The 26,126-nt window shown below is 67.3% G+C and carries 25 protein-coding genes and 3 pseudogenes; 12 read left to right on the top strand and 16 right to left on the bottom strand.

Going from position 1 to position 26,126, the window contains the following annotated elements:
• The first annotated feature begins 9 nt into the window (after window positions 1–9).
• Window positions 10–1,311 (top strand): M20/M25/M40 family metallo-hydrolase, encoded by a 1,302-nt coding sequence (locus EFY87_RS05385; protein WP_123270431.1) that lies wholly within the window; start codon window positions 10–12, stop codon window positions 1,309–1,311.
• Here the strand turns inward: EFY87_RS05385 and EFY87_RS20830 are convergent.
• From EFY87_RS20830 to EFY87_RS05360, 5 genes and pseudogenes are all read right to left on the bottom strand, one after another.
• Window positions 1,238–1,930 (bottom strand): annotated as a pseudogene (locus EFY87_RS20830) (chloramphenicol phosphotransferase CPT family protein). The gene EFY87_RS05385 and the pseudogene EFY87_RS20830 sit on opposite strands and share 74 nt — an antisense overlap.
• A 170-nt stretch (window positions 1,931–2,100) precedes the next feature.
• Window positions 2,101–2,463: a HesB/IscA family protein gene (locus EFY87_RS05375; protein ID WP_123270430.1), complete on the bottom strand. Its 363-nt coding sequence runs from the start codon at window positions 2,461–2,463 to the stop codon at window positions 2,101–2,103.
• 111 nt (window positions 2,464–2,574) lie between these two features.
• Complete coding sequence (locus tag EFY87_RS05370; protein WP_123270429.1) at window positions 2,575–3,600, bottom strand: glycerate kinase; 1,026 nt, start codon at window positions 3,598–3,600, stop codon at window positions 2,575–2,577.
• 23 nt (window positions 3,601–3,623) lie between these two features.
• The gene (locus tag EFY87_RS05365) at window positions 3,624–4,319 is read right to left on the bottom strand and encodes a M50 family metallopeptidase (protein ID WP_123270428.1); all 696 of its coding nucleotides are present in this window, start codon (window positions 4,317–4,319) and stop codon (window positions 3,624–3,626) included.
• 164 nt (window positions 4,320–4,483) lie between these two features.
• Window positions 4,484–5,410 (bottom strand): AraC family transcriptional regulator, encoded by a 927-nt coding sequence (locus EFY87_RS05360; RefSeq protein WP_123270427.1) that lies wholly within the window; start codon window positions 5,408–5,410, stop codon window positions 4,484–4,486.
• A gap of 89 nt (window positions 5,411–5,499) precedes the next feature.
• Between EFY87_RS05360 and EFY87_RS05355 the strand changes: the two genes are divergently transcribed.
• From EFY87_RS05355 to EFY87_RS05350, 3 genes are all read left to right on the top strand, one after another.
• Entirely contained in the window at window positions 5,500–6,945 is a 1,446-nt protein-coding gene (locus EFY87_RS05355; protein ID WP_123270426.1) for a DHA2 family efflux MFS transporter permease subunit, read from the top strand.
• A 279-nt stretch (window positions 6,946–7,224) separates the two neighbouring features.
• Window positions 7,225–7,629 carry a transposase gene (locus EFY87_RS21310; protein ID WP_220093516.1) on the top strand — a complete coding sequence of 135 codons (405 nt, stop codon included), beginning with the start codon at window positions 7,225–7,227 and terminating at the stop codon, window positions 7,627–7,629.
• Window positions 7,544–8,455, top strand: a complete 912-nt coding sequence (locus EFY87_RS05350; RefSeq protein ID WP_220093515.1) for an IS3 family transposase — start codon at window positions 7,544–7,546, stop codon at window positions 8,453–8,455. Before EFY87_RS21310 ends, EFY87_RS05350 begins: the two co-directional genes overlap by 86 nt.
• Before the next feature lies 1 nt (window position 8,456).
• Here the strand turns inward: EFY87_RS05350 and EFY87_RS05345 are convergent, their stop codons facing one another.
• The 4 genes from EFY87_RS05345 to EFY87_RS05335 all read right to left on the bottom strand — a co-directional run bounded on the left by EFY87_RS05345 (window position 8,457) and on the right by EFY87_RS05335 (window position 12,317).
• A complete protein-coding gene (locus EFY87_RS05345) occupies window positions 8,457–9,197 on the bottom strand; it encodes a transposase (protein ID WP_158607518.1) in 741 nt (246 codons plus the stop codon).
• A gap of 243 nt (window positions 9,198–9,440) precedes the next feature.
• Complete coding sequence (locus tag EFY87_RS05340; protein WP_123270424.1) at window positions 9,441–11,771, bottom strand: FdhF/YdeP family oxidoreductase; 2,331 nt, start codon at window positions 11,769–11,771, stop codon at window positions 9,441–9,443.
• A 57-nt stretch (window positions 11,772–11,828) separates the two neighbouring features.
• Window positions 11,829–11,990, bottom strand: a complete 162-nt coding sequence (locus EFY87_RS20240; protein ID WP_158607517.1) for a hypothetical protein — start codon at window positions 11,988–11,990, stop codon at window positions 11,829–11,831.
• A gap of 69 nt (window positions 11,991–12,059) precedes the next feature.
• Window positions 12,060–12,317, bottom strand: coding sequence for a DUF6457 domain-containing protein (locus EFY87_RS05335; RefSeq protein ID WP_220093514.1), 258 nt, complete (start codon window positions 12,315–12,317; stop codon window positions 12,060–12,062).
• A 303-nt stretch (window positions 12,318–12,620) separates the two neighbouring features.
• Here EFY87_RS05335 and EFY87_RS05330 point away from each other — a divergent pair, with 303 nt between their 5' ends.
• A complete protein-coding gene (locus EFY87_RS05330) occupies window positions 12,621–13,328 on the top strand; it encodes a BON domain-containing protein (protein ID WP_123270423.1) in 708 nt (235 codons plus the stop codon).
• Window positions 13,321–13,707: a hypothetical protein gene (locus tag EFY87_RS05325; protein ID WP_123270422.1), complete on the top strand. Its 387-nt coding sequence runs from the start codon at window positions 13,321–13,323 to the stop codon at window positions 13,705–13,707. Before EFY87_RS05330 ends, EFY87_RS05325 begins: the two co-directional genes overlap by 8 nt.
• Here EFY87_RS05325 and EFY87_RS05320 read toward each other — a convergent pair.
• The 3 genes and pseudogenes from EFY87_RS05320 to EFY87_RS21305 form a co-directional block, all read right to left on the bottom strand.
• A complete protein-coding gene (locus EFY87_RS05320; RefSeq protein ID WP_123270421.1) occupies window positions 13,659–14,867 on the bottom strand; it encodes a PucR family transcriptional regulator in 1,209 nt (402 codons plus the stop codon). The genes EFY87_RS05325 and EFY87_RS05320 overlap by 49 nt on opposite strands.
• An 87-nt stretch (window positions 14,868–14,954) precedes the next feature.
• Window positions 14,955–15,227 (bottom strand): hypothetical protein, encoded by a 273-nt coding sequence (locus EFY87_RS20825; protein WP_245988456.1) that lies wholly within the window; start codon window positions 15,225–15,227, stop codon window positions 14,955–14,957.
• Between the two features lie 197 nt (window positions 15,228–15,424).
• A pseudogene (locus EFY87_RS21305) lies at window positions 15,425–15,757 on the bottom strand (cation:proton antiporter domain-containing protein); the annotation flags it as partial.
• Between the two features lie 790 nt (window positions 15,758–16,547).
• Between EFY87_RS21305 and EFY87_RS05305 the strand changes: the two are divergent.
• Window positions 16,548–17,495 (top strand): Dyp-type peroxidase, encoded by a 948-nt coding sequence (locus EFY87_RS05305; protein ID WP_123270418.1) that lies wholly within the window; start codon window positions 16,548–16,550, stop codon window positions 17,493–17,495.
• 233 nt (window positions 17,496–17,728) lie between these two features.
• Here the strand turns inward: EFY87_RS05305 and EFY87_RS05300 are convergent, their stop codons facing one another.
• Window positions 17,729–18,085, bottom strand: a complete 357-nt coding sequence (locus EFY87_RS05300; RefSeq protein ID WP_123270417.1) for a thioesterase family protein — start codon at window positions 18,083–18,085, stop codon at window positions 17,729–17,731.
• A 638-nt stretch (window positions 18,086–18,723) separates the two neighbouring features.
• Between EFY87_RS05300 and EFY87_RS05295 the strand changes: the two genes are divergently transcribed.
• The 4 genes and pseudogenes from EFY87_RS05295 to EFY87_RS20815 all read left to right on the top strand — a co-directional run bounded on the left by EFY87_RS05295 (window position 18,724) and on the right by EFY87_RS20815 (window position 20,873).
• Window positions 18,724–19,665 (top strand): phosphotransferase, encoded by a 942-nt coding sequence (locus EFY87_RS05295; RefSeq protein WP_158607515.1) that lies wholly within the window; start codon window positions 18,724–18,726, stop codon window positions 19,663–19,665.
• A gap of 78 nt (window positions 19,666–19,743) precedes the next feature.
• Window positions 19,744–19,890: a hypothetical protein gene (locus EFY87_RS20505; RefSeq protein WP_181445444.1), complete on the top strand. Its 147-nt coding sequence runs from the start codon at window positions 19,744–19,746 to the stop codon at window positions 19,888–19,890.
• Window positions 19,891–20,104: 214 nt separating this feature from the next.
• Window positions 20,105–20,584 (top strand): annotated as a pseudogene (locus EFY87_RS21300) (serine hydrolase); the annotation flags it as partial.
• Between the two features lie 58 nt (window positions 20,585–20,642).
• Window positions 20,643–20,873, top strand: a complete 231-nt coding sequence (locus EFY87_RS20815) for a hypothetical protein (RefSeq protein ID WP_245988452.1) — start codon at window positions 20,643–20,645, stop codon at window positions 20,871–20,873.
• Here EFY87_RS20815 and EFY87_RS05285 read toward each other — a convergent pair.
• Together EFY87_RS05285 and EFY87_RS05280 are read right to left on the bottom strand one after the other, a co-directional pair.
• Window positions 20,854–21,903, bottom strand: coding sequence for a glutathione S-transferase family protein (locus tag EFY87_RS05285; protein WP_123270414.1), 1,050 nt, complete (start codon window positions 21,901–21,903; stop codon window positions 20,854–20,856). The genes EFY87_RS20815 and EFY87_RS05285 overlap by 20 nt on opposite strands.
• A 45-nt stretch (window positions 21,904–21,948) precedes the next feature.
• Complete coding sequence (locus EFY87_RS05280) at window positions 21,949–22,404, bottom strand: MarR family winged helix-turn-helix transcriptional regulator (protein ID WP_123270413.1); 456 nt, start codon at window positions 22,402–22,404, stop codon at window positions 21,949–21,951.
• Between the two features lie 73 nt (window positions 22,405–22,477).
• On the opposite strand from EFY87_RS05280, the gene EFY87_RS05275 reads away from it, so the two are divergent.
• On the top strand, window positions 22,478–24,055 hold the full coding sequence (locus EFY87_RS05275; protein WP_123270412.1) for an MDR family MFS transporter: 1,578 nt from the start codon (window positions 22,478–22,480) through the stop codon (window positions 24,053–24,055).
• Between the two features lie 659 nt (window positions 24,056–24,714).
• On the opposite strand, the gene EFY87_RS05270 is transcribed toward EFY87_RS05275, so the two are convergent.
• A complete protein-coding gene (locus tag EFY87_RS05270) occupies window positions 24,715–26,076 on the bottom strand; it encodes a dipeptidase (RefSeq protein ID WP_123270411.1) in 1,362 nt (453 codons plus the stop codon).
• Window positions 26,077–26,126: the final 50 nt, after the last annotated feature.

Below are 26,126 nucleotides of genomic sequence, written 5' to 3'. Positions count from 1 at the left end.
CTCGCGGCCATGTCAGATGTTGTCGCGGCGCTGCAGGCCGCCGTTCGCCGCCGCACGGTCGCCGGCCCGGACAAGGAGCCTGCCGAGTTCGACGGGCTGCACACGGATCTGCAGGCGCACTTCCCGCGGTTGTTCGAGGTCTGTGAGCAGGTCGACCTGCCGGATCATGCCCTGCTGCTGAGATGGCCCGGCGTTGCTTCCGACCGCCCGATGGTGCTGATGGCCCACCAGGACGTCGTGCCGGTCAACCCGCGGGACGAGTGGACCCATCCGGCATACGACGGCGAGGTCGTCGACGGTGTCCTCTGGGGTCGCGGCACGCTGGACTGCAAGGGGTCGCTGATCGCGATCTGCACGGCTGTCGAGGAACTGGTCGAGGAGGGCCGGCAGCCGGCGCAGGACGTGTGGCTGTCATTCGGCTCCGACGAGGAGGTGTCCGGCCACACGGCGACGGCCGCGGTGACCGCCCTGCAGGAACGCGGCGTCGTGCCGTGGTGCGTCCTGGACGAGGGCGGTATGGCGGTCAGCGGCGCCTTCCCCGGACTCACCGAGCCGCTCGCGGTCATCGGGCTGACCGAGAAGGGCGTGGCCGAACTGGAGCTCGTCGCGCGCGCCGATGGCGGCCATGCGTCGATGCCGCCGCGGAACGGCGCTCCCGCGAAGCTGGCGCGGGCGATCCTGGCGTTGGAGAGGCATCCGGCACCGGCACGCCTTCCCGAGCCAGCCATCGCGATGCTGCTGCGGCTCGCGCCGCACGTGAGCGGTCCGCTCGGGGCGCTTGTCGGGCGCGCCGGTTGGCTGCGGCGGCCGCTCGCGCAGGTTTTCGCCCGGCTGGGCCCGACCACCGCGGCCATGACGCGCACCACCTACGCGATCACCCAGCTGACGGGCTCGCCCGCGAACAACGTGCTCGCCTCCACCGCGACGGCCGGGGTGAACGTGCGGGTCGCAATCGATGAGACCGCGGACGAAGCGGTCGAGCGGGTGCGGACGCTGGTGGGTGACGGCATCGAGGTGATCGTGCGGACGGCATACGACCCGAGCCCGGTGGCCGACCTGGGTGACGCGTTCGCGCTGCTGGAGCGGGTCACGCGGGAGGTGATGCCGGACGTCATACCGGTGCCCTATGTGGTGATGGCGGCGACCGACGCGCGGCACTTCCAGCGGGTATGGCGCAACTGCTACCGGTTCAACCCGTTCCGGATGAGCGAGGCGCAGCGACAGAGCCTGCACAACGTCAACGAGCACCTCGACGTGACGTCGTTGCTGGAAGGGGTTCGCTGGTATCGCGCGCTGCTGCTGGCGCTGTGACGAGGCGTTCGCCGGCCGCGAGACGCGCGAACGCCGTCGGGGCCGGACCGTCCTGCAGCCGCCGTGAGATCAGCGCCGCCGCCTCCTGCGGGCTGTGCACCGAGGTGTCCACCTCAAGGTCGTAGGGGCCGCAGCGGTGGACCGAGTCCTGCCAGCGCAGGATCGGTGGCGGGATCGAGCCGTCCTAGGCATACCCCCAGCCCCACGTCTGCTTCCGGCGCTCCATGATGACGTCGATCGGAGCGCGAACACCGACGAAGAGGACCGGGAGACCGCTGACGACCTGGGCGCAAGCCGGCAGGATGTTCAGCGGACGCGAGTAGTTGTCGTGGTGGGTCGCGTCGACGACAACGTGGATGCCGAGGCGGCTGTGCGCGGCGATCGACTGGTACATCGCCAGGTAGAGCGTCTTCACCAACGGTTCCAGGTCCGGCCGCTCGCCGCCCGGCCGCAGTCCGATGCCGGGCTGGAACCGCTCCGGGGTCGCCTTCATGAACGTGTCGACGCCGAGGTTCATCCAGACGCCGTCGAAGGTCTCCTGGATCACCGCGGCGATGCTCGACTTGCCCGCGCGCGGGCATCCGTTGAGCACGATGATCTGACCGGGTGTTTCGCCCATGACTTCCCCTCCGTTGCCCTTCCCCAACCGCTCTGTCACCAGCCCACGACAACCCCACCGCACGACCAGCCGACGGCCGCGGAGGCGACGACCAAGACAGGAGAACGGCGTCAACGAACTTATTCGTTGACGCCGTTCTCCTGTCTTGCGAGGAGCTGGAGCAATCAGACTCAGCTGAAGCTGTCGCCGCAGGCGCAGGAGCTGCCTGCGTTGGGGTTGTCGATGGTGAAGCCCTGCTTCTCGATGGTGTCGGCGAAGTCGATGGTGGCGCCGTCCAGGTAGGGGGCGCTCATCCGGTCGACGACGACCTCGACACCGTCGAAGTCGCGGACCAGGTCGCCGTCGAGCGAGCGCTCGTCGAAGTAGAGCTGGTAGACGAGACCGGAACAGCCACCGGGCTGCACGCCCACGCGCAGCCGCAGGTCGTCGCGGCCTTCCTGCTCCAGCAGGCTCTTGACCTTCGACGCGGCGACGCCGGTCAGCGTGACGCCGTGGGTCTCGGTGGTCGAAGCAGTGTTGGTGTCGACGCTCATTGCATCAAGTCCTTCTCGTGGCGATCGAACGGGAGGCGGTCAGCAGCTTTCAACACGGTGCTGCCCGTTCTTGTTCCCCGTGGTGTGCGTTCCCAGCGTACGTCGTGCTGCTCAGGTCGCCGACCAGGTGCCCGCCACACGGCGTGCCAGCGCGGTGAGAGCGGCCACCAGGTCGGCCGGTGGCGCGTCGCCGATGCGGTGCGGGTCGAGGATGCTGTATGCCGCGGAGGCGCCGAGCGCCATGGTTTCGCGCCGTCCCACTTCGAGTTCCTCGGCGAGGATGACCGATGGCCGGGCCGCTGCTGCCGCCGCACGAATGACGGTGGCGACGGTGTCGGCGTCGAGACTGCGCCAGTCGAACACCCGGGTGCCGGCGACGACCAGGTCCGCTCGGGCGACCTCGCCGGCCAGGTCCACCGCCTCGGCGAACGCATCCGCACCGGGGAGCAGCCTGGCACCGAGTGTCGCGACCGCGTATGCCGCTCCCCCGCCCGCACCGCTGCCGACGCCGCGGTCGTGGCGGCGTACCTCACCAGACAGCAGATCACGCTGCGGGGGCAGCAATTGCCGGACGGTTGCGGCGAATTCGCTGATCCGGTGTTCGTTGTCCTGAGCCTGCTGGCTGGTCCAGCCGAGCGTTTCGACCGCGGACGCCGAGGCACCCTTGAGGCCGAGCAGCCCGATGTCCTCCTTGTATGCCGCCACCAGCTCCACCCCACGCACTCGCGCGACGGCCCGCGGCACCGCCAGCTGGAGGTCGTCACTGCCGCCCAGCGCGCGCAGCAGACCGGCACCCCCGTCGACACCCGCGGCATCGCCGACGCCGACGACGATCCGCCGTGCCCCACCATCCACGGATTCGCCGAGCGCCGCACCGAGCGCGGTGCTGTCTCCGGTCGTAGTGAGCAGTGCACCGTCGAGGTAGTCGGTGCTGCCGGCGCGCAGCCGCCATACCCGGTCTGTCTGCCCGGCGACGGTCGCCGCGAGTGCCCGGACGAAGCCGGTGCCGCCGGAGGAGAAGGGAACCGCGACGACCTCGGTCGAGGGCTGGCGTTCGTGCCAGCCCTCGGCCAGTGCCGTCGTGACGTCGGCCGCCGGGGTGGAGCCCCAGCGATCACTGCAGATGAGGACACGCACGCGCTTGATTCAACCTCATCCGCTCAGCGCAGCAGCAGGGCACCGCCCGCGGCCAGGCAGCCGAGCGATATCAGCAGCAGCAGTGCCCACCACACCGTGCCCGGCGCTCTGGTGATCCGGGCGAGCTGGTCGGGGTCCGACCGGCGGGCGACGCCGGTGCGCCGGCTGCGCTGCAGATCGATCAGCGACCATGGCCCGGCGATCAGCAGGAAACTGCAGATCGTCTGCGCCACCGCGGCCTGGACGGTGGGGTCGAGCCATTGGGTGACTGCGGCCAGCGCCGCGGCGCTGACGAGGACGACCCACAGCCCGTAGAGGTTGCGGACCTGCAGCAGAAGCAGCGCGAGTGCGACGAGCAGCGCCCAGAGCGTGCCGACCGCGTGTCCTGCGTGTATGCCGAGCGCGACCAGCAGGCCGAGCACCGACGGCCCGAGGTAGCCGGCCAGCAGGGTCAGCACCATCCCCGGCCCATTGGGCCGGCCGCGCGAGACGGTCAGGCCGGAACTGTCCGAGTGCAGCCGGATGCCGGACAGCTGGCGCCCCGCGAGTAGCGCCACGAGACCGTGCGCACCTTCGTGGGCGACCGTGACCAGGTGACGCGTCACGCGCCATACGGGAGCCCAGGCGATGCAGCCGAGCGCGACCAGCGCCAGGAGCAGCGTCACCCGCAGATCCGGCGAGGGCGTCGTCGCGGTCACCCGCTGCCACCAGTCGTCCACGTCGGCGGCAACGCTTCCCGTGGCGCCCTGGTTCCGCGAGGAACTCCGCTTGCCTGTGCGGGGCGCAGCCGATCAGGCTGCAGATGTGCAGTTGCCCGTGCCAGACCGCTCGCCGTGGGGCGTGGACGCGTCCGACGCCCAGGCAGGACGAGGGTCGCGGATCGTCAGGGAGTTGCGGAAGGGGTCCAGCGCAGGAGCGCCGGGGGCACCGTTCCTGGCTGCTCGTTGATGATGTCGATGTCGTGACCGTGGTAGAGGCGTGGCGGCTCGTTGTGGTTTGTGGGCGGGGCCGGGCTGCCTGTTCGCGGTGGCGGAGTCGTCGTCGGGTTGGCGGCGGGGTCGCGGCGGAAGTGGGCGGGGGTTGTGCCGAGTGTGGCGCTGAAGGCCTCGATGAAGCTGGTCGGGTTGGCCCAGCCGCAGGCGGCGGCGGTGTTGGTGACCGTGTGTCCGGCGGCGAGGAGGGTGAGGGCGTGATGGAGGCGCAGTTGGGTGCGCCATTGCCGGAAGCTCATGCCGAGCTGATCGTGAAAGAGACGGTTCAGGGTTCGTTTGCTGGCACCGACCTGGGTGCCGAGTTCGGTCAGCGTGGCGTTGTTGGCCGGGTCGGTGTGCAGGATGGCGCTCAGCGCGCTGAGCCGGTCATCGCGCGGCTCGGGGAGGTGCAACGGTTCTTCGCAGACGGGTGCGAGTTCGTCGATGATGACGGCTTGCAGCCGGTCGCGAGCTGCCTGCGGTCGGGATGTGTCGGTGTCATTGGTCAGCGAGAGCATGGCCTCGCGGAGGAGGGCTGAGACGGCGAAGACTGCGGGGCGGTCGGGCAGCTGGGCGGCGAGGCTGGCCGGGAGGAACACGACGCGCATGTCGGTGTACCCGTAGGCGCGGTGATGGTGCTCGAAGCCGCCCGGCGTCCAGACCAGCCGGGTCGCAGGAGCGATCCAGGTGCCTTGCGTGGTCGTGACCGACAGCACCCCGGTAGCGGGGTAGACGAGATGCCCCTGGCGATGGCGGTGAAGTGGGATGCGGTCGCCGTGCAGGAGCGGCAGGCTGCCCATCTCCAGCACGTCTTCCAAGATATGGCTCTTTTCCGGCATCACTTGGCACTCTACCGGAAGCAGGCCGAGCCGAGTGTCCCTAATTTTAGGTGTGCCTAACGTGACCGAACTTGAGGAGTGCGCAGCTGATGACCGACGTGACAATCAAGGCCGCAGACGAGCCGTTCTCGCCGGCCCTGCGCCGGTCGGTGGGAGTGGTGATGATCGGCGCGTCGCTGTCCTTTCTGGACTCGACGATCGTCAACGTCGCCCTGCACACCCTATCGGTCGACCTGCACGCTGGACTGGGAACGGTTCAATGGGTGGTGACTGCCTACCTGCTCGCGCTCGCGGCGGTCATCCCCGTCACCGGATGGGCGGCCCGCCGGTTCGGCGCCACGCAGGTGTATGTCGCCGCGCTGGCGGTCTTCACCCTCGGGTCGGTGCTGTGCGCGTGCTCGCAGAGCGTCGGGATGCTGATCGCCTCCCGAGCCCTGCAAGGCTTCGGTGGCGGGGCGATCATGCCGGTCGGCACGATCCTCTGGACGGCGCAGTCCACCAAGGCGCAGATGGGCCGCGTGATGAGTGTGATGTCGATCCCGATCCTCTTCGCCCCGACGCTGGGGCCGGTCATCGGCGGTCTGCTCATCCAAGGCATCGACTGGCGCGCGATCTTCTGGCTCAACGTCCCCTTCGGCGTCGCCGGTATCGTGCTCGCCCTGCGGCTCCTGCCCCGAGGTCGCGCAGGCGATGCGGGTCGGCTGGACATGATCGGCCTGATCCTGGCCTCCGCCGCGACCGTGGGAATCACCTACGGCCTGGCAGAGCTCGGCATTGCGGATGGGCTGGACACGAGTGCGATCGTCGCGCTGGTGGCCGGTTTGGTCGCCCTGGCCGGCTTCGTCACCCATGCCCTCCGTACCAGGCAGCCTTTGCTCGACCTGCGGCTGTACGCCAACCGGTCGTTCACCGCCGCGTCGATCGCCCTGCTCGCACTCGGTGCCGCGAACTTCGGCGGGATGATCCTGATGCCCCTCTACCTCCAGACCGTTCGCGGCCAGGACGTGATCATCGCCGGGCTGCTGGTCGCCCCGACCGGGCTCGGCGCGCTGCTCTCGGTGCCGTTCATGGACCGCTACCGCCCCGGCATCACTTCCTTCACGGGCGCCGCGATCCTCGTGGTCGCGACGATCCCGTTCGTGTTCCTGACCGCCAGCACCCCCTACGTCCTGCTATGCCTGGTGATGGTCCTCAGGGGTGTCGGGTTCGGCCTGTCGATCGTCCCGGCGATGACCGCCGCCTACCAAGCCCTGCCACCGGACAAGATCTCCCACGCCACCCCGCAGCTCAACGTCCTCCAACGCGTCGGCGGCGCGATCGGCACCGCCGTGCTCACCGTCATCCTCACCAACCAGCTCCGCCACCACCCCACCCCGACGGGGCAGGCCAGCGGATTCGGGACCACGTTCCTGTGGGTGCTCGCGATCACCATCGCTGCCACCGTACCCACCATCCTGCTCACCCACACCGAACACCACTCACGCCGACGCGCCGACGCAGGCAAGCCCGAAGAAGCCCCTGATGCCGTCCACTGACACCCGGCTCACCAGCGGATGGGCGTCGATGACTGGCGGGATCAGGGCAGTGAACTGGTCTCAGGCGCGTTATGTGGGTTGTCCTATGCCCGTTCGGTGAGGCAGGCGCGGAGTATGGCGTGTGCGGCGATGGTGGCGGCGGTTCGGGTGAGTAGACCCCAGAAGGTGTGGGCGCCGTGGCGGGCCAGTTCCATCCGGTCGGTGATCTCACCGAAGGTGGCCTCGACCCTGTTGCGCCACTCGGCTGGACCCCTACCGATTCCGTAGACAATCAGTTGGATGACGTTATGGTTGTTACAGAAAGGGTTGGTCGTGGGACAAGCGCGGAAGAAGTACACGCAGCAGTACAAGGACGAGGCTGTGGGGTTGGTCGTGGAGTCGGGTCGGCCTATTGCTGAGGTTGCGCGTGATCTTGGTGTGCATGAGGGAACGCTGGGGAACTGGGTGAATCGAGCGAAGCGATCGGGGAAGGTGAAGGATCAGCCGTTGACTTCCGAGGACCGGGAAGAACTACGGCGGTTGCAGGAAGAGAACCGCCGGTTGAAGATGGAGCGGGACTTCCTAAAAAAGCAGCCGCGTGGTTTGCGAGCCAGAACCAGTGAAATTCGCGTTCATTGCCGACATGGTCGGCGAGAATGCTCGCAAACCACGCGACGAACGATTCCCGGTGTATTTCATGTGTGACATGTTGGAGGTTTCCCGGGCCGGGTATTACGCGTGGGTCTCGCGTGGGAAATCGGCGCGCGAGGTTGAGGATGACCGGTTGACCCGGTTGATCACCGGTATTCATGAGGCACACAAGGGCCGGTACGGCATCGACCGGATCCGGCACGAGCTGGCCCGCCATGGTGAACGGGTCGGGCCGCAGCGGGTGCGCCGGCTGGTGCGTGCGGCAGGCCTGGAGTGTGTGCACCCGCGCCCGTACACCACCACAACCCGGCAGGATCGGGCGAACCAGTCGGGCCTGGTCGACCTGGTCGGCCGGCGGTTCGTGCCGGACCACAAGGACGAAATCTGGTATGGCGACATCACGTATATTTCGACGCGTTCCGGGTGGGTGTACTTGGCGACCGTGATCGACGGGTTTTCCCGGAGAATGGTGGGATGGGCGGTCGCGGACCACATGCGGGAATCGCTGGTCATCGACGCCTTGCGCATGGCGATCACCGCACGCCGCCCCGGTACCGGCGCCGTCGTATTCCACTCGGACCGCGGAAGTGTTTATACCGGGCGCGCGTTCCGTCAAGTGTGCTTCGCGAACGGGATCATCCCCTCCGTCGGCCACACCGGAATATGCTACGACAATGCCGCCGCCGAGTCCTGGAACGCGATCTACAAGAAGGAACTCATCAACCTGCACATCTGGAACGACGAAGAACACGTGAAACACGCATCCTTCGACTTCATCGAAGTCTACTACAATCGCGCCCGAATTCAACAAGAACTCTCATACCTGACCCCGTCAGAATATGAGACAGAATTTGACAGTAAGGGTGATCGCGCAGCATAATTCAAGTGTCTACAAAATCGGTAGGCCTCCAGGCGATGATCTTTTGCAGGATGCGGGGCATGCTCGCGCGCTGCTTCTTGGTAGGCGGGACGAGTACTGCGGTCCCGCGCTCGGCCTGGGATGCTGCGAATGCTTTGCCGTTGAAGCCCTTGTCGCACAACAGGTCTCGTGGTGGTGGGTTGGCGTTGAGTAAGTCGGTGGCTACGTCGCGTTCGTTGACCGCGGCAGGCACGATGCTCCAGGCCCGCACGAACCTGGATCCGAGGTCGGTTTTGATGGCGAGCCGGAATCCGTAGAACCACTCACCGTGCGCGGCATCGCGACCGAAGCGGGCATGCAACCCGTTCGGCCCCAGCCAACCGTCCGGGCCGCGTACCCGGGATGGGTGCTTGACTGGCAGCGCGGAGGTGTCGATCTGGGCGCAGTCATCCACGGGCAGCCGGCCGGCGAGGGCCACGCGGAGCTGTTCGAAGGCCGCCCACAGCCAGCGGATACGCCGGTTTGCCTCGGATTGGTGCGGCAACACCGGGAACAACCCTGCCCAGTCGCGGGTGACCTCGGCCAGGAAGCCGGCCTCGCTGCGCCGGCCCAGCAGGTGGCGGACCAGCGCGATGGTGAGCAATTCGGCGTCGCTACAAGCTGGTGCCGGCCCTGGCCGGGTCGGGATATGGATCGAGTCGGCAGCGATCGCGTCATCGACCAGGACATAGACGTAGACGAACAGGTCTTCGGTTGGCAACATGGAACCGCCTCCGCGGCGAGATGGTCTTCGACAACCACCTCTGTCCCGCGGAGGCATCTAGACATCAAGACGACACGCCAGGACCAACCCACATAACGCGCCTCAGATCGGGTCAATGAGCCAAGCTGGGACCGCGGGCACGGTAGATCCTGACGATCAGCGTTGTTCTCACAAATCACCCTCTTAACAGGCACCGTGCCCGCTTCACCGCAACGGCACGCCGACACCTACCCGTGCGACCTCTTATAGCCGAGCGACGAGCACCTTGAGGTTCTTCATCAGCGGCTGGTCGCTTTGAGCGCTGAAGTCGGCGGGCCCGATCAGCGCGTTCATCTCCGGCATGTAGCCCGCGCAGCTCCCTTCGGGGAGGTCGTACTTCACCGCACGAAAGCCGCGCAGCTGTCGTCGCGTGCCGTCCTTCGAGAGTGCCTCGATCGAGAGAAGGTCACCTTCATCGATACGGCGACACTTCATGTCCTGCTCGTTGAGGAAGACGAGGGTGCGCAGGTTCTTGATCCCGCGATAGCGGTCATTGTCGCTGTAAATGGTGGTGTTCCACTGGTCCTGCGATCGGAACGTCTGCAGTACGAGGACGTCGGGGTCATCGGGCACCTCGTTGTGGAGAGGTGCAAGACAGAACTCCGCGCGGCCACTCGCGGTGAGAAAGACCCGATCACGCGCGGGTTGCTGGACCCGAAATCCCATCGGCTGGCGAACCTTCTGGTTGTACCCGGCGAGTCGTGGGATCACTTGCGCCATCGCATCGCGCACGCGGTCGTAGTCCGCGACATACCAGTCCCAACGGGTCTTGCTCTGCGGCAGAGCGGCCCGGGCGATGCCTGCGACGATCGCAGCCTCGGACATCAGCTGTGGCGCGGCCGGCTGCCTGCTGCCCTTGGACAGTTGCACCGAGCTCATCGAGTCCTCGCAGCTCACCGACTGCTGCCCTGTCTCCTGTAGGTCGCGCTCGGTGCGTCCGAGGCAGGGCAGGATCAGCGCATCCCGGCCGTGCGCCAGGTGGCTGCGGTTCAGTTTGGTGCTGACCTGGACGGTCAGCGCACAGTTGGCCAGACCGGTCTCGGTGTATGCCGGATCCGGCGTCGCTCGGGCGAAGTTTCCGCCCATCCCGAAGAAGACCTGCAGCCGTCCCTCGTACATCGCTTGCAGAGTCGCAATGGTGTCCATGCCGTGATGGCGCGGCGGCTCGAAACGGAAATGCTCCCCGAGCCGATCCAGGAAATCGTCGGTGGGCCGGTGATCGATCCCGCAGGTGCGGTTGCCCTGCACGTTGCTGTGACCGCGCACCGGGGAGGGACCCGCTCCCTCGCGCCCGACGTTGCCCCGCAACAGCAACAGGTTGACGATCTCGCGCGCCGTGTCGACGCTGTGCTCGTGCTGGGTGATGCCCAGGCACCAGCTGACGATCGTCCGCTCGGAGTTCAGGTAGATGTCAGCGGCAGCCAGAATCTGCGGCTTGGAAAGGCCGGATTGTCGCTCCAGTTCAGCCCATTCGGCCCCTTCGACGAGAGAGCGGTACTCAGCGAACCCCTGGGTGTAGTGGTCGAGGAACTTCTGATCGAGGACATCCGGCTTGTCGTCGGCGGCCTCGAACACCGCTTTCGCGATGCCCCGGAGCAGGGCGAGATCACCCGCCGGGCGCACCTGGAGGTTCAGCGTGCTGGTCGGGGTGGACCTGAACAATGCCATGTCGACCATCTCGTGCGGCACGATGGTGCGCGTCGCGCCGGCCTCGACCAGCGGGTTGATATGGACGATCTTGGCGCCGCGGCGGTGCGCTTCGGCGAGCGTCGTCAGCATCCTGGGTGCATTCGAAGCGACGTTCACTCCCAGCACGAAGAGGGCGTCGGCCTTCTCCCAATCGGCGAGATCGGCCGTTCCGACTCCCGTGCCCAGAGACGCCTGCAGTGCGCGGCCGGACGCTTCATGGCACATGTTCGAGCAGTCCGGCAGGTTGTTCGTACCGTATTCGCGAGCAAGCAGTTGATAGAGGAAGGTCGCTTCGTTGCTGAGCCGCCCCGAGGTGTAGAACGCGGCCTCGTGGGGCTGCACCCGCTGGAGGTGCTCGCCGACAAGGGCGAATGCCTCGGCCCAGTCGATCGGCAGGTAGTGGTCGGTGCTGGCGTCATACCGCATCGGGTGCGTCAGCCGGCCTTGATCCTCCAAGGCGAAGTCACTCCAGGACCGCAGCTGCGAAACGGTGTGATCGGCGAAGAACTCGGGTGTGGTCCGCTTCGGCGTCATCTCCCAGGTGACATGTTTGATGCCGTTCTCGCAGATGTCGAGCGCCACCCCCGGATCGTCCGGCCAGGCGCACCCCGGGCAGTCGAACCCCTTCGTCGGGTGGTTCATGCGCAGCATCGCCCAGACACCCTGGACGGGTTCGCGCTCGCGGGCCAGCACCTTGCCCACCGAGGTGGCTGCTCCCCAACCCGCCGCCGGGTGATGATACGGGCGCTGGACGAACTTCTTGGTGTCGTTCGGTCCGTAGCCACTGCTCCGTTCAGCATGACCTGCCAGGGGAGGTCGGCTGGTTTCGTGCGGACGATCAGTCATCGGAGCGCCTCCTGATGGCAGGGACCCGGCGAATTGTCGTGGCGGTCAACTGAGCACTCAGTGACGCTCGTCGCCTTCGTGGCGCCTCTCGTCCTGTGAGCCCACGTCGTCGACGCCGCCTTCGGTCTCGGCGAACACGTCGTCGCGCAGCTCTTGGCGCCGCTCGTCGTGAGCTCGGCGCTCGTCGCGCAGCTCGCTGTTCGGCTTGTGGTGACCCATTTCGGCCGTCCTTTCATCACTCTCGGAAATGAAAACATTGCGAGGTTCGACCGGTGCAGCAATCGTGCCTCAGCCGTCATCGACCTCGCGCCTCGGCCGTTGCGCCACAAGGGCTTTCGTCTGCAGACAGACGTTCTCGACGGCCGCGCGGCCACCGCCGGCCCGCGCGGCGGCGTAGCCGACGAGGAACGCGGTCAGCGGCGCCGCCGGCCGAGCGACGCCATGAGCGACAACCTTCGTGAACTCGAGCAGTTCGCCGGTCGGGATGTCGAGCTCGATGCCCAGCTCGGCCTGCACGGTGCTCAGCCAGTCGTCGAGGGTGCCCATGCTCGAAGTCTCCTTGCGGGGCTCGATGTGATGCTCGCGATCGGCTCTGATCAACAAACTATGTACTGAATACGCTTGTTTCGCTCGTGCGCCCAGACTCGCCGGAGAACGTTGATCGAAGACACAAGACACGCTGTCACTCGAGACAAACAATCGGCGCAGCAGCCGTGTCGGCGGCCGAACAGCACCTAGCGTCGCCTCGGACGGGATCGACAATCCGGGAGTGACGACCACATGACGCAGCCCGCGCAGGAAGAGCACGAGCCGGCCGCGGCCGGCTGACCGAGAAGTCGGTGCACGGTCATGGTGGCTTCCGACGATGAGCTCCGCGCCGCGGTCGATGAGGAATTGGCCTGGGATCCGCGCGTGGACGACACGAGGGTGACGGTGACGGTCCGGCATGGGGTCGTGACGTTGCGCGGCGCGGTCGGCAGCTACCCGCAGAAGCGGGCAGCCGGCGCTGACGCAGGTCGGGTGTTGGGCATCGCCAGGGTGGACGACGCGTTGGAGGTCGAATTGCCCGAGACGAGCCGTCGCACCGACGCCGAGCTACGGCGGACGGTCGAGGCGACCCTCGCCACGAACTGCGAGCTGGGGGCGTCAACCGTCGAGGTGCACGCTGAGGACGGCTGGATAACGCTGACCGGGAGAGTGCCGTGGCACTGCCAGCGTGTTGTCGCGGACCGGCTGGCGGCCGGCACCGTCGGCGTGTACGGCGTCACGAACGACATCGAACTCGTCCCGGTGACGTCACCACCCCAAGGACTGAGAACGACCATCCTGCAAGCAGTTTCACGCACGACCCACACGAGTGGCGTGGAAGTGTCCATCGGTGTCTCTTCCGACGGGGTCGTCATGTTGCACGGGGTCACACCCTCGGCGCGCGAACGTGACTGCGTCGTCGACGCCGCGTGGCGCGCGCCAGGGGTCGTCCAGGTCGTGAGCGACATACGGCTCGCAGCCGCGCCGGTGGGCGCCCACCGGCTGCAACCCGGGTGGCGACATGGCTGAGCGTTGGCTGTGCCGGCACCTGACCGAGGGGCACACGGCGATTCTCGACCTTGATGCTTCCGCGGGAGTCCTGCTGGTCCCGAGCCGGGAGCGTAACTGGGTCGTCTCCCGTGAAATTCGGACCACCGTCGTCGGTGGCCTGCCCTTCCGAACCCTGGTCGCGCATCGCCGGTACGACCGCGGCAGCAGGGAGATGTCGCAGTGGCTGCAGACGAAGGGTTGGCGATTCGCTGCCAACGACGCTGCCGCGGGATTGCCGCTCGAAGCCGGCTTCACCGACGACGGCTCGATGGTGTTCCAGCTCGTACCTGAGCGCACGCCGGGCGACGTTCAGGACGGACCGGCCCAATGCCGGGTCTCCTCGAAGCGCCACGCGTAGGCCGCGGTCGCCAACTCGGCCACGGCATTGGGATCGGACAACGAGCGGCCGGTGAGATCGTGCAGGCGGCGCAGGCGATAACGCACGGTGTTCGGGTGGCAGTAGAGGATTTTCGCGGCTCGCTCAGCCGAGCCCCCGTGATTGAGATACGCGAGAAGCGTCTCCAGCAGAATGGCCCGGTCTTCCACCGGTAGGCCGAAGACCGGACCCAGCACCTCGCCGACGAGTCGTCTTCCCTCGGAGGGTTCGCACGCCATCAGAGCAGCCAGCGGGCTGGCATCGAACATCCGAACCTCCACCTCACCGGGCGTGATCTCGGCGAGTGCGACCCGCGCCAGGTGCAATCCTCGTGGAGTGTCCGACAGGGAGCCGAAAAGCGGGCTCACCCCGGTGCGCGTGCTCACGTGATCGGCGAGGACCGACAGCATGTTCGCCCGTTGTGCGGGACGCAGTGAGACGACTCCGAGCTGCAGTGCGGGAGACAAGCGCCAGGCGGAGGCGACTCCGATCGCCGCGAGGCTCTCCTCGATGCCGATCAGGCTCTCCTGGACGACGCCTCGTGTCTCCGCAGCCACCACCGCGAGCTCGGCGTCGGGTGCGAAGCCCAGCAACCGGGCAGCCTCCCAAGGAGCGACATGTTGTTCCGGCTTTCCCGACAACAGTGCCTCAACCAGCGCTGAGCGTCGGCGTTGTTGCGCGACAAGCATTTTCGCGGTCGTGGAGCGGTACGACTCGGTCAGCGCGAGCGCGTGCTCGTCGGTGATCAGCCAGAGTTCGTTGACCGCGTCCAGCAGCTGACTCTGCATGGCGGCGGACCCCTCACTGCGCGCGTGCTCGACGAGGGCTTCCCAGAGCGTGGCGAAACCGATGCGATAGGCGCGGATCACTTCGGGCAGTGGCGCGCCCTGCTGCGCCCGCCTGCTTCCGGTTTCGCTCGGTGTCGTGAGATCCAGCGGTGTCTGCGGGTCGGCCAGCGCCGTGAGCATGAAGCGCAAGTTCCGCTCCACCGAGGCGCGCAGATCGGTGGACGGGACGACATCGTCGGAGCGGTACATCGTCATACGGTCGAGGATCGCGTCATAAGCCCGATCCCGGAGTTCGGACAACCGATGCTCCGCCCACGCGGCGAGTTGAGTGAGCGCTGGTCGTGCGTCGGTCACCGGGGTCGGCCCTCTCGATAGCTGACGACGAACGTCGCCGGGTCCCTGCGGGGTCCCCCATGTTTCCACGTGTTCGTCGGGTTGCGTTCATTGTGAGAGCACGGTGCGTTCTTCATGGTCCAGCTCTCGCCGCAGCGAGCGCCAGCTCGCATCGGACAGCTGGCCACTGTCGCGCCCGCTGCGCTCAGTATCGATGACAGCGCGACGCGCCCGCAGGGTCGCCTGGTAGTCCTCGGACCAGGTGATCTGGCCATCTTCGACGACCTCCAGTGCGGCCCGACGCGCGTGGAAGCGATCTGCCCGCGCCGCCAGTCCCGCGTGCAGGGTGGAGGCCAGCTCGGGACCGATCTCGTCGCGCAAGCAGGTCGGTGACCGCGCCGTTCGCGGCGTCGATGGCTGCCAGCCGGGCGTGGAGCCAGCTGGGGACGAGCTGTGTGGCGGCCAGCCAGAACGGACGCACCACGAGCACGACGCCGACGGTAATGGACGCCGACGGTAATGATCGTGGCGGTCACCAAGGTGCCGACCGGCACCGGCCGCAGTGCGCGCAGGACGTCGGGCAGTTGCTGTCCGATCAGGAGGAAGACGAAGCCCTCGAGGATGAATTCGACCAGTTGCCAGACCGCGCCAGTCTGCAGCCGCGCGGCACCCGTTTCTTCACGGCCGGCGTTGTGGCCGATGACGAGCCCGGCGGTGACCACGGCGAGCACCCCTGAACCGTGGATCTTTTCGGCCAGCAGGTAGGTCGCGAAAGGCGCTGCGAGTGACACGGCATCTGCGGTCAGCGGGTCTCGTAGCCAGGGCCGCACACGCTGGATCAAGAACGCCACTCCGGCGCCCACTGGAAGTCCGCCGGCGGTGGTGAGCGCGAACCGTCCGGTTGTCGTCATCCAGGAGAACGTGCCGGTCAATGCGGCGGTCACGGCCACTTGGTAGGTCGGTGCTGCAGAGCAGCGGTGGGAGCGCGAGCAGCAGCACTACGTCCGGCTCCAGCGTCAGCTTGGGGGCCGGGCACGAATGCGTAGGCGATGCCGATCAGAGTGAGCAGGATGGTGAACGGTATTCCGGTCCGTTGTCCGAGCCCGCGCGCGAGGACCACGACCAGCAACATCCCGAGATGAACCAGACCTGCGCGATCACATCGGCCCTCCGTGGTGAGTCAACTGAGTCCGGACGCTAGCCACATCCGCGGGACCGCATCACATTCGAGGCGGATCCATGTCCAGCTGAACAGCCACACCTGTCCTGCCCGACAAGTGACCGAGATGGTGCGTGCCATTCATCTCACCCGTCGTCTCCACCCCGACGGTCATCCGGTGCCACAAGAGGTGCGGTCGCCCGACAGTTCAACGCCACCTTCTACGAGCCGGATGATCGCTACCGGGGCGTGTACGGCGGCCGGCGGGTCTTGGGGTCAGTGCCGACGATCTGCGCGCTCAGGACATTGCGGAGGGGCCATCGTCGGCCTGGTGAGCGCCGACGAGACCGCATCGTGTTCGATGTCGGTCGGCACGCCGTCGTGCTGCCCCATGCTCCGTACCCGTTCATGCGTGCTCGACGCAGCCGTTCGCCGTACGTTTGACGACCCGGACAACAGCCACTGGTTCTTCTGACAACATCGAGCCCGCCGCGCGATTCGAGCAGGGTCCCGGTGGATTCCGCGGAGCTACGCTGCCGCTCATGAGTGATGCAGCCCCCGCCCCGCAGCCGCAGGACGTTGCCAAGCCGTTGACCCAGTCCGCTGCCTTCCTCGTGTTGGTGATCAAGGACGGCGACGAGGCAATGAGCAGGGTGCGCTCCGTCGTCGCCGGCACCGGCGACTTGATCAAAGACGTGCGGATCCGGTCGGCCGAGAACTTCTTCAGCTGCAACGTCGGTATCGGGCACCGCGTGTGGATCGACCTCACAGGGAAGCCGGCGCCCAAGGAACTCAAGCCGTTCACCGAGATCAAGGGTGCCAAACACACCGCCGTCGCGACGCCCGGCGATTTGCTGTTCCATCTGCGCGCCGACAACCTGGGTCTCATCGTGGAGTTCGAGAAGCTGCTGCTGGAGGCATTCGGCGACGCCGTCACGGCGGCCGACGACGTCGCCGGGTTCCGCTACTTCGACACTCGCGACCTGCTCGAGTTCGTCGACGGGACGGCGAACGCCAGCGGAGCGGAAGCCGAGCAGAACACCATCGTCGGAGCGGAGGACCCGGCATACGCCGGCGGCAGCTACGCGGTCACCCAGAAGTACCTGCACAACCTCACCGACTGGCGCAGTCAGCCGACCGAGACGCAGGAAGCCGTCATCGGCCGGACCAAGTTCGACAATCTCGAACTCCCGGACGCCGGTGCCGACCAGCAGAAGGCTCACAAGACGCTGTGCACCATCACCGACGAGGACGGTGAGCACGACATCATCCGGGACAACATGCCGTTCGCCGTCCCGGGCAAGGGCAAGTACGGCACCTACTTCATCGGCTACTCCCGGCATCTGTGGGTGATGGAGAAGATGCTCGAGCGCATGTTCATCGGGGCGCCGCCACCGCTGCACGACCGGATCCTGGACTACTCGACTCCGGTCACCGGTTCGACCTTCTTCGTGCCGTCCGTGCAGTTCCTCGCCGGTCTGGGCGGCTGACCAGGTCGACGGCCATTGACCCGGCGATGACCTCGCGAGTAGTCCGGAAACCTGACGACGGCACGCGCCGCGTGGGCGGCTCTGTGCCCACGGCGCCAGCCCGGCGGGTGCACGCGACCGTTAGCTCATCGAGGTCGCCGGACCGCCTCGGCCGCAGTTGAAACCCCGCTCGCCTGGCTCCGGGTGCGACCGAAGACGGCCAGCCCGCAAATGCTGCTGGTCGCGACCTGAGGTCAAGCGCGGATCGAGGATACGAAGCGGTCCCTGTCCACGATCGCACGGATGATCTCACCATTGCCAATGGTCTGCCCGGTGTCGTCAACTGCATTGACAGAGAACGAGATTCGGCGACCCGAATCGTGCGGGTGCGCCTCCGCGATGGTCCTCACCAAGGTGCCCACCGCGCTTGGTCTGGTGTGATCGATCCGAATCGAGATCCCGACTGTCGTCTGTCCAGGCTTCAGGTGCGGCGCGGCGGCGGCGACGGTGGCGGCCTCGAGCCAGGCGATCAGCCGCGGCGTCGCCAGCACGGGCACGTCGCCGCTGCCGACTGCTGCCGCAGTGTCGGCTGCAGTCACTTGGTGTTGCATGGCTTTGCTCCGCTCTTAGCTCTCGCCGTGCCGTAGCTTGGTTGTGGTCTCTGTGCACGCGGTATGGAAGTTATCTTCAACGAATCTTTAAGGTTGCGTTGGTTACATTCCGGCAACCCGCCATCTAGCGAGGAGGGCCGCCGGGGTCCGCCCGGCAGACCGAGTCAACGTACCCGACGATAGGGGCACATTGACTCGTCCTTGGTTTGATTGAGGGAAAGCGGCGCACGCGGGGCTCGATCGTCAGGCGAGGTCGGGGATACGCAACGTCTCCCAGAGGGCACGGAGCGAGACGTCGGCATGTGCCTGGTAAACGCACTTCGGGTCACGGACCTCGCGGTCTATCGCGGCAGCGAGCCAGGTTGCACGGTCACCGAGCCCTGATCGATCAGCGTGGTCAGGTCGTGCGGTGCAGCGCCTGCGGGCGAGCCTGCAGCGAGCGCATAGATGAACGAACCAACTCCTGCGCATGCAGCTGCGCCTCGATGCGAGGCATGCCCTCCGACCAGACCCGCTGCCGGACGGTCACCAGTCGTCCACACCGGCGACAGCGCTTCCCGCGGCCGGCTGGTTCCGCGACGAAATCCGGTTGCCGGTGCCGGGAGACACCAACAACGCTGCTCAGTATGCAAGTGCACATGCCAGACCTCTCGCCGTGGGGCGTGGACGCGTCCGACGCCCAGGCACGGCGTCCCGCCCGAGGCACCAACAACGATGTCCGGATCATCGATGTGCGCACCGGCCGTTTCGTCTGGCGACGCTACGACAATCTCTCGGTGGAGCAGGTGCGGACCGAGCACCTGCTGCTGGAGTGGCTGAATGCGCGCGAGTTGCCCTTTCAGCTTCCACGCCCGCTACGCACCCTGGACGGCACCACTGTGCTGACCCTTACGGATGGCCGTGCGGTGGCGTTGCAGACGCTGATCCACGGGCGGAACCCAGATGACTCAGACCGCGAAGCACTCTTAACTGCAACTGGATTCACGACCCTGTTGCGGGCCCTTGCCGAAGCGCCCCAGCAACTGGCACCGAGTGACTGGATGGAGACCCGGTTGCGCGACATACACGGCGGCGTGGACGACCTGGACGACGTGCTGGGCCGGCTGAGCAGGTATGGCGCGGACGTTCGCTGGTTGCGCGAAACTCTTGCCCGCGAGGACGATGTCTCGTGTGCCTTGCGGGCGCTCCCCCAGCAGATCGTCCACGGCGACATCGGACGTTCGAACGCGCTGACCGACGGTGCCCGGATCACTGGCCTGCTCGACTTCGAAATCGCCGGCTGGGACGCGCGCATCAGCGACGTCGGCACAGCGCTGCTGTCGCTCGGCGGCGATCCGGCCACGGCCGAGGGTCGAGCCAGCATCCGGACGCTGATGCAGCAGTTCACGACGATGCTGGACCTCTCCAGCGAGGAACTCGAAGTTGTCCCCGAGGTCGTCCGGCAACGCCTGGCCGGCTCGGTCATCTGGGGCGCCGGCCGGTGGCTGCGTTCGCGTCAAGGCACCATCGACGAGGTCGTGGACCGGCTGCACGCCGGCGCCGCACACGTGGGTCACCTGAGCGCTTACACGGCGTCGTGATTAGCAGCAGCAACCGCGGGGTATGAGTCCCGTCGAAGCGCCCACCGGCGCATCACGGTTCACGTCCTAAGGAGACCCATGATCGTCCTCGGCCTGATTCTGCTCATTGTCGGTCTGCTCGTCGCGAGCCTGAAGGTGCTGTTCGTGATCGGCATCATCCTGCTGATCGTCGGCGTGGTGCTGAACTTCGTCCCGATCCGCGGCAGCCGCCGGCGCGTGTGGTGACGGGCACCACCTGCTGACCGCAGTCACGGAACCCACGGGCGCGACGCCACCTCGGACCATCGGAGATGCTGCGAGAGGACATGCCGATGGTCCGATGGTGGCCGTGCTGGTCGGTTTTGCCAGTGTCATCGCCCTGGCACGTGTCATCGTGCTCGTGGCTCGGCGACGCCGGGTGACGGCCGCGTGATCCGGACCAGGCTGGTAGACATGCGGGATGCAACCCGATCCAGACGTCGTGCGCCGGGTGTCGGACACGTCGATTCCCGCGCTCATCGTCGGAATATCGGACGGTGAGTCACGCACGATCCTGACGGGCGGGACTGTCTCGCCATCGGCGTCGTCGGCGTTCCGGATCGCATCCCTGACAAAGCCTTTCACCGCGGCAGCGACCGTGCTCGCCCTCGCAACGCGCTCAATTCCGTTGGAGACGCCAGCCATTGAGCTCCTTCCTGCGCTGGAGCCCGATTGGCGTGCCGATCGCGCCGTGACGGTTGGACAGCTCCTCGGGCAAGTAGCCGGCCTCCGCGAGACTGTCACGGGCGCAGCAGTCGCTTCCCTCGGGGCGGGCCGGGCGGCGCTTCTGGAGGCTGCACGGATGGTCGTCCGGGCGGGCAACGAACGCGCGGTCGGCGCACGCTGGTCCTACTACAACGGCAACTACTTTCTCGCCGGGGCGATCCTGTCCGAAGTGACCGGGCAACCGCCTGCTGCTCGACCGGATCCGCACGGCCCGAACGCGTTCCGACGATCCCATGCACTATGGCCTCGGGTGGGCGATCGGCCCTTCCGGACAGCTCTACCTGAACGGCAGGCTCCCGGGCTACCGCACGGCCATCCTCCTTGTCCCCCAGCGTGCGTACGCCTGTATGGCGCTCGCCGCCAACACGAACGCGCTGCCGGAGATCGCCCAGCTGCTCAGTGACCTCCAACGGCCCATGACCGGTGACGAACTCGGCGACGCCATCAACGAATTCGCTGCGTGACGATCAGCTCACCGTCCGGGCCGACGGCGGGGTTGTGTGCCTGCGGGACGCGCTCAGCGGGTGCGATCTCGCCGGGCGCAGTGCCGTGCCCGAATGGCGAACCGCCGAGTGCTTCGCGCCCGGACGGCTCACACCAGTTCGTGAGGTCGGGGCCGAGTGGGACGATCCCGGTCGGGTTGATGTCGCGGTGGACCCGGTAGTAGTGCTGCTTGATCTGCACGAAGTCGACGGTGTCGCCGAAACCCGGTGTTTGGAACAGATCTCGCGCATATGCCCAGAGCACCGGGAACTCGTCCAGCTTCTGCCGGTTGCACTTGAAATGCCCGTGGTAGACCGGGTCGAAGCGCACCAGAGTGGTCAAGAGCCGCACGTCCGCACAGGTGAGGTGCTCCCCCATCAGGTAACGGCGGGTGGTGAGCCGATCCTCCAGCCAGTCGAGCGCGGTGAAGAGCCGGCCGTAGGCCGCGTCATACGCCTCCTGGGTGCCGGCGAAGCCGCAGCGATAGACACCGTTGTTGACCTCGGTGTAGACGCGCCGCATCACCGGCGCCATCTCCTCACGCAGGTCGACCGGCCACAGGTCGGGCGCACCGGCGCGCTGGTAGTCGGTCCACTCGGTCGCGAAATCCAGTGTCATCCGGGCGAAGTCATTGGTGACAACCTGCCCGGAGAGGACATCCACGATCGCGGGCACGGTGATCCCGCGCGGGTATGACGGGAAGCGCTTCTCGTAGGCATCCTTCAGCCGCGGGATGCCCAGCACCGGGTCGACGCCGCCCGGGTCCAGGTCGAAGGTCCAGCTGTCGGCATCGTGGGTCGGACCACACAGCCCGAGCGAGATGACGTCCTCCAGGCCGAGCAGCCGGCGGACCATGATGGCCCGGCTCGCCCACGGACACGCCCGTGCGGCGACGAGCCGATAGCGCCCGGGCTCCACCGGCCAGCCGTCGGAGCCGTCCCGTGTGATGCGGTCGGGGATGTACCGCGTGTCGCGTTCGTAGCTCGGTTCGACGTAGCTGCCTGCCGCCATACCGACGACGTTACCGCCCGCGCCTCGCTGCTGGGCGCCTTGGGCTCACGGCAGCAGTTTCGCGAGCAGGTCGCGCAGGGTGACGAGCTCCTGCTCGGTCAGCCGGTCGAAAACGGCGGGTGCTGCGGCGTCCGCGATCTGGGCGCGTTCGGCAAGGTCGCGGCCCTGGCCGGTGAGCACGATGACCTTGACCCGCCGGTCGGTCGGGTGCTGCTCACGTCCCGCGAGCCCGCGCTTTTCCAGCGCATCGACCAGAGAGGTCACGTAGGAGTTGTCGCAGCCGAGTCGCCGCGCGAGCTCACGCATGGTGACCGGTTCGTCGAGCGGGAGGACCAGCAATGCGCGCAGCGGCGCGAGCGGCAAGCCACTGTCGACGGCGATCTGATGGCAAGCCGCCATCGCGTCAGGGGTGTGGCTGACCGCACGGATCAGTCGCCATACCTCGGCCTCTGGCGCTTGCGCGGTGCGGACAGCGTGATTGCGCGGGACAGTGCAGAACATGACGAGATCCTAGCCGTATTCAGTGACTTGCTCAATCGTTGACACTATCAATGATAGTGCTATCTTTTTCGCCATGAGCCTGCGAGAGAACCAGAAGCTGGTCGTGCCGGTGGTCTACGTGGCCGCGATGTTCATGGCGATCATGGACACCACCATCGTCAACGTCGCGCTGCCCACGATCGGCCGCGACCTGCACACCCACCCCGACAGCGTCGGCCTGGTGTCGATCGCCTACCTGGTCAGCCTCGCCGTGTTCATCCCGGCATCCGGCTGGCTCGGCGACCGGATCGGCGGTCGTACGGCGCTGCTGGGCGCAGTCGCTGTGTTCACTGTCGCCTCCGGATTATGTGGCCTGGCAACGGGATTCGAAGAACTGGTGGCGTTCCGAGTGTTACAGGGCATCGGCGGAGCGGTGATGACCCCGGTCGGTATGGCGATGCTCTTCCGTGTCTACGCGCCCGCCGAACGAGTACGCGTCGCAGGCATTCTCGCGATCGTGACGGCGCTGGCGCCCGCGCTCGGGCCGATCCTGGGCGGGCTGTTCACAAGCTACCTCAGCTGGCGGCTGGTGTTCTTCGTGAACCTGCCGATCGGACTGGCCGCCTTCCTCGTCGGCGCCTTCGGCCTCGACGCGCACCGCACCGACTGCCCGGGACGGCTCGACATCCCCGGACTGCTGCTGTCCGGCGCCGGTCTCGGATCACTGATGTACGGCGTCTCCGAGGGGCCCACCGCAGGCTGGAATTCCGGCCCGGTGCTCAGCGCGGTCGTCGCCGGGGTTGTCCTGCTGGTGATCATGGTCATCGTCGAGCTCCGTGCCGCCGAACCACTCGTCGACCTGCGAATGCTGGCGCGGCACAGGCTCTTTGCGGCAGCCACTAGCCTCTACGCACTGGCTTCGGTGTCCTATCTCGGTGCGCTGTTCCTCGCTGCCCTGACGTTTCAGAACGCCATGGGCATGTCCGCCATCCAGTCCGGGCTGACCGTCTTCCCGAGTGCTCTCGGCACGATGGCCGGCGGCCAGATCGTCACGCGGCTGCTCTACTGGCGCTTCGGGCCGCGCCGGCTCAGCACCGCCGGGTTACTCCTGATCGCGCTGGCCACCGCGCTCATGGCGCGGGTCGGTGACAGCACCGATCTATGGCTGGTGCGGCTGATCATGTTCTGCCTGGGCATCGGAGTCGCCCTGGTGTTCATCACCAACCAGGCCGCGTCCATGGCCACGATCGGCAAGGCGGAAACCGGACGCGCGTCGGCGATCTACAACGCTGGCAAACAACTCGGCGGCGCCGTTGGTATCGCGCTCCTGTCCACCGTCCTCGCCGCCGTCGGCAGCACCCGCATCAGCGGCGGTCGCCAGGTCCCGAACCTGACCGCCTACCACGCCGCCTTCGTCGCCGCCGCAGCCGTCGCATTGCTCTCGGTGTTCGTCGCGCTCACGACCCGCGACAGCGACGCCGCGCCGACCATGATCCGGCCGACGTCACAGTCCACGAGCCGCCCACCTCGCCATACCGGCGTCGACGGCCGCAGCCGGCCAGGTGCCACCAGCGGCTTCGAGCACTGCCCGCCCATCGGTGAGCAGGGCGTCCCGGAGCGCACCCATCGCGTCGATGACGGGACTGCGCTCGGCCTGCGGCACCGCCAGTGACGCGAGTCGATCGCGTTGTGCTGCAGTCAGTTTCGCCGACCACTGCTTGACGCCCATCGGCGGCAGCGGCTGGTTGGACTGGACGAACAACTGGTAGAGCAGGATCCGGTAGTTATGCACCGCTTCCTGCCCGAGCAGCCAGTCCTCGCGCGCAGCCACCGCATCCGGGAAAATCGCCAGCTGACGGGCGAACTCCGTCGCGACCGCCTCCATCGCCGAGATGTCAGGCCCGCGCTCGGCCTCGTCGGCGGGCGGCACCGGCACCGGCGTCGATCGGCGGTCGAAGACCGTCATGCGATAGCGGAACGGCGTCCGCGCGACGTCGGCCACCCGCTCCAGGATCGTGTCCACCCGCAGACCGTCCGGTGTCGTGAGCGCGAAACATCCTGGCAGTCTTGGGATTTCGTGAGCGATCACCGGGTCGAGGAAGCCCCAGACCGCGCTGCCCTCGGCGACGAAGCCCGGCAGGTCGTCGTCGCCGAGCGTGACGATCAGGTCGAGATCACTACCTGCGTCGGCGACGCCGCGACCGATCGACCCGCTCAGCCAGAGCGCGGTGACACGGGGGTCGGCGCCCAGCGCGGCTGTGGTCCGCGCGAGCAGATCGGCATACCCACCCGGCAGTGGAGCGATCGCCTCAGCGACGACGGGCGGGAGGCTCATCGCGCGCCGGGCAGCCGCGCGAGCAGCAGCGCCTCGGCGAGGCAGACCCGCTCGAACTCTCCGAGGTGCAGACTCTCGTTCGCACCGTGTGCCCGGGTGTCCGGATCCTCAACGCCGGTCACCAGGATCGCGGCATCCGGGAACCGCTCGGCGAATGCCGCGACGAACGGGATCGACCCGCCGACGCCCATGTCCACCGGCTGAGTGCCGTCCCACGCGTCGGCGAACGACGAGCGGGCCGCGGTGTAGATCGGGCCTTCGGCGTCCGCGTCGAAGCCGGCGCCTTCGTCGTCCAAGGTCACCTCGACCTGCGCGCCCCAGGGTGCGTGGTCGATCAGGTGCCGGCGCAGCAGGTCGTATGCCGCCCGCGGCTCCTGCGACGGAGCGATACGCATCGACACCTTCGCCCGGGCGGCGGGCACCAGTGTGTTGGAGGCGACGTCGACCGCAGGCGCATCGATGCCGATCGTCGTGATCGCCGGGCGGGTCCACAACTGAGAAAGGAACGGGCCGGTGCCGATGACCTGCACACCGTCCAGCAGCCCGCTCTCCTCGCGCAGCCGCGCCTCGTCGAAGTCGAGGTCGGCGGCATCACCGCTGACCAGGCCGGCGACCGCGACATCCCCCTTGTCGTCGTGCAAAGACGCGAGGAGCCGCACCAGGGCAGCGAGTGCGTCCGGGACCGGCCCGCCATACATGCCCGAATGCACGCTGTGGTCGAGCGTGCGCACGGTCACCACGACGCGGATCATCCCGCGCAGCGACGTGGTGAGTGCGGGGATCCCGATCTGCCAATTGGACGAGTCGGCCAGCACGATCGCGTCCGCACGCAGCTTGTCGCCGTGACGCTCGAGAATCGTTGCGAGCGAGTCGGATCCGACCTCCTCCTCGCCCTCGACGAAGACGTTCACGCCGACCGGCGGGCGCCCCCCGTGCGCGCGCAGCGCCGCGATGTGCGCCATCACACCCGCCTTGTCGTCGGCGGCGCCGCGCCCGTAAAGGCGGCCATCGCGCTCGACCGGCTCGAATGGCGGGGTGTCCCAGTCGCTGTCGTTGCCGGGCGGCTGCACGTCGTGGTGCGCGTAGAGCGTGATGGTGGGTGCGCCTTCGGGCGCCGCGAGCCGGCCGATGACGGCCGGGCGGCCGCCCTCCCGGACGATCTCGACCTGCAGGCCCTCAGCGCGCAACAGGGCGGCGACCGCCTCCGCGCTCTCGTCGACATGTGTCTGATCGAACGAGTCGAGGGAGACGCTCGGGATGCGGGTCAGTGCCTCGAGGTCGGCCCGGATCGCGGGCATCAACTCGTGCACCGTCGCGGCGAGTTCGGACGGAAGCTGTGCAGCGGTGTTGTCGGTCACGTTGCCACGCTAGCCGGTCAGGATTCCTGTCGAATCCTCGCGTCAGCAGG

The sequence above is a fragment of the Flexivirga caeni genome, assembly GCF_003724155.1.
Lineage (GTDB): Bacteria > Actinomycetota > Actinomycetes > Actinomycetales > Dermatophilaceae > Flexivirga > Flexivirga caeni.
This window is presented reverse-complemented; position numbering and strand designations above follow the sequence as displayed.

Coding starts and splice junctions, on each gene's coding strand:
- EFY87_RS05385 (WP_123270431.1), top strand. CDS start 10: ATGTCAGATGTTGTCGCGGCGCTGCAGGCCGCCGTTCGCCGCCGCACG.
- EFY87_RS05375 (WP_123270430.1), bottom strand. CDS start 2,463: ATGAGCGTCGACACCAACACTGCTTCGACCACCGAGACCCACGGCGTC.
- EFY87_RS05360 (WP_123270427.1), bottom strand. CDS start 5,410: ATGCCGGAAAAGAGCCATATCTTGGAAGACGTGCTGGAGATGGGCAGC.
- EFY87_RS05355 (WP_123270426.1), top strand. CDS start 5,500: ATGACCGACGTGACAATCAAGGCCGCAGACGAGCCGTTCTCGCCGGCC.
- EFY87_RS21310 (WP_220093516.1), top strand. CDS start 7,225: ATGACGTTATGGTTGTTACAGAAAGGGTTGGTCGTGGGACAAGCGCGG.
- EFY87_RS05345 (WP_158607518.1), bottom strand. CDS start 9,197: ATGTTGCCAACCGAAGACCTGTTCGTCTACGTCTATGTCCTGGTCGAT.
- EFY87_RS05340 (WP_123270424.1), bottom strand. CDS start 11,771: ATGACTGATCGTCCGCACGAAACCAGCCGACCTCCCCTGGCAGGTCAT.
- EFY87_RS20240 (WP_158607517.1), bottom strand. CDS start 11,990: ATGGGTCACCACAAGCCGAACAGCGAGCTGCGCGACGAGCGCCGAGCT.
- EFY87_RS05335 (WP_220093514.1), bottom strand. CDS start 12,317: ATGGGCACCCTCGACGACTGGCTGAGCACCGTGCAGGCCGAGCTGGGC.
- EFY87_RS05330 (WP_123270423.1), top strand. CDS start 12,621: ATGGTGGCTTCCGACGATGAGCTCCGCGCCGCGGTCGATGAGGAATTG.
- EFY87_RS05325 (WP_123270422.1), top strand. CDS start 13,321: ATGGCTGAGCGTTGGCTGTGCCGGCACCTGACCGAGGGGCACACGGCG.
- EFY87_RS05305 (WP_123270418.1), top strand. CDS start 16,548: ATGAGTGATGCAGCCCCCGCCCCGCAGCCGCAGGACGTTGCCAAGCCG.
- EFY87_RS05300 (WP_123270417.1), bottom strand. CDS start 18,085: ATGCAACACCAAGTGACTGCAGCCGACACTGCGGCAGCAGTCGGCAGC.
- EFY87_RS05295 (WP_158607515.1), top strand. CDS start 18,724: ATGCCAGACCTCTCGCCGTGGGGCGTGGACGCGTCCGACGCCCAGGCA.
- EFY87_RS20505 (WP_181445444.1), top strand. CDS start 19,744: ATGATCGTCCTCGGCCTGATTCTGCTCATTGTCGGTCTGCTCGTCGCG.
- EFY87_RS20815 (WP_245988452.1), top strand. CDS start 20,643: ATGCACTATGGCCTCGGGTGGGCGATCGGCCCTTCCGGACAGCTCTAC.
- EFY87_RS05285 (WP_123270414.1), bottom strand. CDS start 21,903: ATGGCGGCAGGCAGCTACGTCGAACCGAGCTACGAACGCGACACGCGG.
- EFY87_RS05280 (WP_123270413.1), bottom strand. CDS start 22,404: ATGTTCTGCACTGTCCCGCGCAATCACGCTGTCCGCACCGCGCAAGCG.
- EFY87_RS05275 (WP_123270412.1), top strand. CDS start 22,478: ATGAGCCTGCGAGAGAACCAGAAGCTGGTCGTGCCGGTGGTCTACGTG.